This window comes from Lentzea aerocolonigenes (assembly GCF_000955955.1).
Lineage (GTDB): Bacteria > Actinomycetota > Actinomycetes > Mycobacteriales > Pseudonocardiaceae > Lentzea > Lentzea aerocolonigenes_A.
In genome coordinates this window covers 1-3,681 of sequence record NZ_JYJG01000241.1, presented here as the reverse complement: position 1 = coordinate 3,681, position 3,681 = coordinate 1, and the positions used below count along the sequence as shown (strand labels likewise).

The following is a 3,681-nucleotide window of genomic DNA, read 5'->3' as shown; positions in this document are numbered from 1 at the left end:
TCCACCTCAGGTGGATGAAGGTTCCCTTCATCGTTTTAACGGGGGAGGTAGGCGCGGTGGGACTTGGAGAACTCGTAGTTGTTGTACTTGTCCCAGTTGATGGACCAGGTCATCAGGCCGCGCAGGTTCGGATAGGTGCCCTTCGGGCGGTAGCTGCCGCAGTTCGAACCCTTGGTGAGGCAGTCGAGCGCGGTGTGGACGTGAACCCGTTGCCCGCGTACTGCGCGGCGGGCAGGCCGATCGCGACCTGGTCCTGCCGCAGCCCCGTGAAGAACTTCGAGGCGTCACCGCGCACCGGGAACCCGGCGAGCACCATGTCGGTCATCGCGACGTGGAAGTCCGCGCCGCCCATGTTGTGGTACTGGTTGTCCAGGCCCATCACGGGGCCGGAGTTGTAGTCCTGCACGTGCAGCAACGTCAGGTCGTTGCGCATCGCCTCGATCACCGGCAGGTACGCACCCGTGCGCGCGTCGCCGCCGCCCGCACCGCCGTAGAACTGGTAGCCGACCTGCACGAAGAACGTCTCCGGCGCCATCGTGAGCACGAAACTCGCGCCATAACGGGACTTCAGCGACCGCAGCGCCGAGATCAGGTTCACGATCACCGGCGTGGTCGGGTTCTTGAAGTCGACGTCACCGGAGTTGAGCGACAGCGAGTGGCCCTCGAAGTCGACGTCGAGCCCGTTCAGGCCGTACTTGTCGATGATCGCGCCGACCGACCGCACGAACGCGTCGCGCGCGGCCGTGGTCTCCAGCCGCACCTGGCCGTTCTGGCCGCCGATGGAGATCAGCACCTTCTTGCCCTTGGCCTGCTGGGCCCTGATGCCCGCGATGAAGTCGGCCTCGGACTCGACGTTCGGGCACTCCGCCACCGGGCACTGCGCGAACCGCAGCTCACCGGACGTCGAGCTGGTCGGCTCGGCGAACGACAGGTTGATGACGTCCCACTCGTCCGGCACGTCCTTCATCGGGATGTAGCCGGAACCGTTGGCGAAGCTCGCGTGGAGGTAGCCGACGAGCACCTTGCGCGGCAACGACCCCGTGGGAGGCGGGCCGGTCGTGGTGGTGGTGGTGGTGGTCGTAGGGGTGGTGGTTGTCGTTGAGGTCGTAGGCGGCGTACCGCCCGTGCACGCCGCACCGTTGATCTTGCAGTTCGCCGGGTCTGCGGTGCCGGTGGCGTTGAAACCGAACGACACGCTCGCACCGGGCGCGACCGAGCCGTTGTACTCGCGGTTGACGAACGCGTAGTGGTTGCCGCTCTTGGTGAGCAGCGAGTCCCAGTAGGCACCGGCGGACGTGGACGCCGGGTAGTCGAACTCGACCTTCCAGGAGCTGATGGCCGCGCTGGTCTCGTTCTTGATCGTCACCGTGGCGGTGTACCCGGTGTCCCAGGACTGCTTGGAGAACGTCGCCGTGACACCGGCGGCGCTGGCAGGGGCGAGGCTCACGATCACGGTGCCGAGCACCAGTGCGGCCACCGCGCTTATTCGAGCGAAGAGCTGCATCAGCTTCCATCCCTCATGCGTTGGCGGCCGGCAGGGGGTCAGTGATTGTTCTCCGGCGAATTGGACTAGACCATCAACTCGGAAGTCAAGGTTCTAGGCTGTCCAGTCGTGACTCACGCTCGTGCCGCGGACGGAACCAGGCTCTTCTACTCGGTCGAGGGCTCCGGTCCTCCCCTGCTGCTGATCGCGGGCCAGTCCAACTCGTCCCGCTGGTGGTCACAGGTGCGCGCGGACTTCTCCACCCAGTTCACGACGATCGTCACCGACCACCGCGGAACCGGTTCCAGCGACAAGCCCGAAACCTCTTACAGCACCAAGCAGTTCGCCGCGGACTGCATCGCGATCCTCGGCGACGCCGGCATCGGCAAGGCGCACGTCTACGGCACCTCGATGGGCGGCCGGATCGCGCAGTGGATCGCGGCGTCCCACGGCTCGAGGGTCGAACGGCTGGTGCTCGGCTGCACCTCCCCCGGCGGGCCGCACGGGATCGAGCGCAGCGCCGAGGTGCGCAAGTCGCTGGCGCAGACCGACCCGATGAAGGCGCGCCGCGCGTTGGAAGAACTGATGTACACGCCTGCCTACCAAGGCCCTTACAACACACTCGGCGACCCTCAGATGCCGCCTTACGCCAAGAAGCTGCACCTCTTCGCGAGCGCCGAGCACGACGCGTGGGACGTGCTGCCGTCGATCACCGCGCCGACGCTCGTCGTGCACGGGACCGACGACATCTTCAACCCCACGGCCAACGCTCCCCTCATCACCGAGCGGATCCCCAACGCGCGCATGCACCTCATCGAAGGCGCACGACACGGCTACTTCGAGGAGTTCAAGGACGAAGCGACCCCACTTGTGGTGGACTTCCTGCAGAGCTGACTGGGGGATCCATGCGCAAAACGCCGTTCGTCCTGCTCGTGCTGTCGCTGCTCGCCCTCCTGACCACACCGGCCACGGCCGCCGCACTGCCGGGCGGCAAGACGAACTTCGTCGTCGCGCTCGGCTCGTTGAAGGCCGGCAGCGAGCGGGACAACTGGGTGCGGCTGGGCGACTACACGTTCTCCGCCACCGGCACCGTGACAGCACGGACCTACCTGTGGTGGCAACGGCACCCCGTCGCACGTCAGGACACCGGGACGACGCCCAACGGCTCGTGCTCCACCGACGCGCAGGCGGTCGGCCAGACCGTGGTGCGCGCCTGCGAGGTGAAGACCGCCGGTGGCTTCCTCGGCGATCCCACCGAGCCGACGAAGACCGGTGACTACTCGGTCGACGGCAGCAAACTGCACATCAGGTGGCGGACCGCCCAGACCTGGACCGAGCAGTGGACCATCACGCCCCGCGCCGACAACAAGCTCGTCCGGCTGGACATGACGTTCAACTCCCTCGCCACCACCGGCTACGCCTACGGCAGCAACGCCTCGCTGAGCACCGGCCGCTCGATGGCGACAGTGCGGAGCTTTCCCGGCGCGCTCCGGCTGGAGCAGTGGGGCTGGGCGCACGACAAGATCGCCTATGTCCAGGACGAGCCGTTCGAGGTCGGGAAGTACCGGACCTGCACGACCACGACCTGGTGCCTGACCTACCTCCTGACCAACCCGAAGACCGCCTGCCAGGAGAGCCCGAGCTGCCCCGGCACCGGCGGCGGCAGCGCGATCAACGACAGGTCGATCCAGAACTACGTCCAGCGGATCTCCAGCGGCGACCGCCGGGACACCTGGTGGCACTGGTGCACCTGCCTGACCAGGAAGTCGAACGGCTCCGACATCGAGAAGTGCTACTCCGGCAACTCCCACGTGAAGCCGATGCTGCAGATCCTCGACGACGACGGCGACTTCCACGGCTGGGTGGCCGTCGAGGGGTCGTTCTACCCGCACAACGACATCCCCGACCCGCGTGAGAGCGACATGCTCACGGTGTTGCGGATCAGCGACTTCCGTTAGTTCGTGACCCAGCGCAGGCCGCGCATCAACGCGTGGCCTGCGAACCGCACGCCGGTGGCCTCGGCGATCGGCAGGTACGGCAGCCGCAGCGGAATCCTGGCCCACACCGGCAGGCTCGCGACAGCCGTGGCGGACAAGATCGCGTACGGGCCTTTGGCGAGCATCGGCAAAGGCGCTTTGAGCAGCAGGAACCGGGCCGCTTCCCGTGCCTCGCGGGTGCTCTTCAGCTCGGCCCGGTAG

General features: G+C 66.9%; 3 protein-coding genes and 1 pseudogene. 2 read left to right on the top strand and 2 right to left on the bottom strand.

Translation table 11 applies throughout. The annotated features are described in order from the left end of the window. Nucleotides 1-112: 112 nt before the first annotated feature. Entirely contained in the window at nucleotides 113-1,504 is a 1,392-nt protein-coding gene (locus UK23_RS28920) for a chitinase (RefSeq protein ID WP_330770314.1), read from the bottom strand. Between the two features lie 108 nt (nucleotides 1,505-1,612). Between UK23_RS28920 and UK23_RS28915 the strand changes: the two genes are divergently transcribed. Beyond that, a complete protein-coding gene (locus UK23_RS28915) occupies nucleotides 1,613-2,377 on the top strand; it encodes an alpha/beta fold hydrolase (RefSeq protein WP_045314827.1) in 765 nt (254 codons plus the stop codon). Nucleotides 2,378-2,388: 11 nt separating this feature from the next. Next, a complete protein-coding gene (locus UK23_RS28910) occupies nucleotides 2,389-3,441 on the top strand; it encodes a hypothetical protein (RefSeq protein ID WP_045314826.1) in 1,053 nt (350 codons plus the stop codon). Here UK23_RS28910 and UK23_RS52995 read toward each other — a convergent pair. Beyond that, a pseudogene (locus tag UK23_RS52995) lies at nucleotides 3,438-3,681 on the bottom strand (DUF2236 domain-containing protein); the annotation flags it as partial. The gene UK23_RS28910 and the pseudogene UK23_RS52995 overlap by 4 nt on opposite strands.

Excerpts from the sequence above, each read along its gene's own strand:
- UK23_RS28920 (WP_330770314.1), bottom strand. The coding sequence starts at position 1,504 with ATGCAGCTCTTCGCTCGAATAAGCGCGGTGGCCGCACTGGTGCTCGGC.
- UK23_RS28910 (WP_045314826.1), top strand. The coding sequence starts at position 2,389 with ATGCGCAAAACGCCGTTCGTCCTGCTCGTGCTGTCGCTGCTCGCCCTC.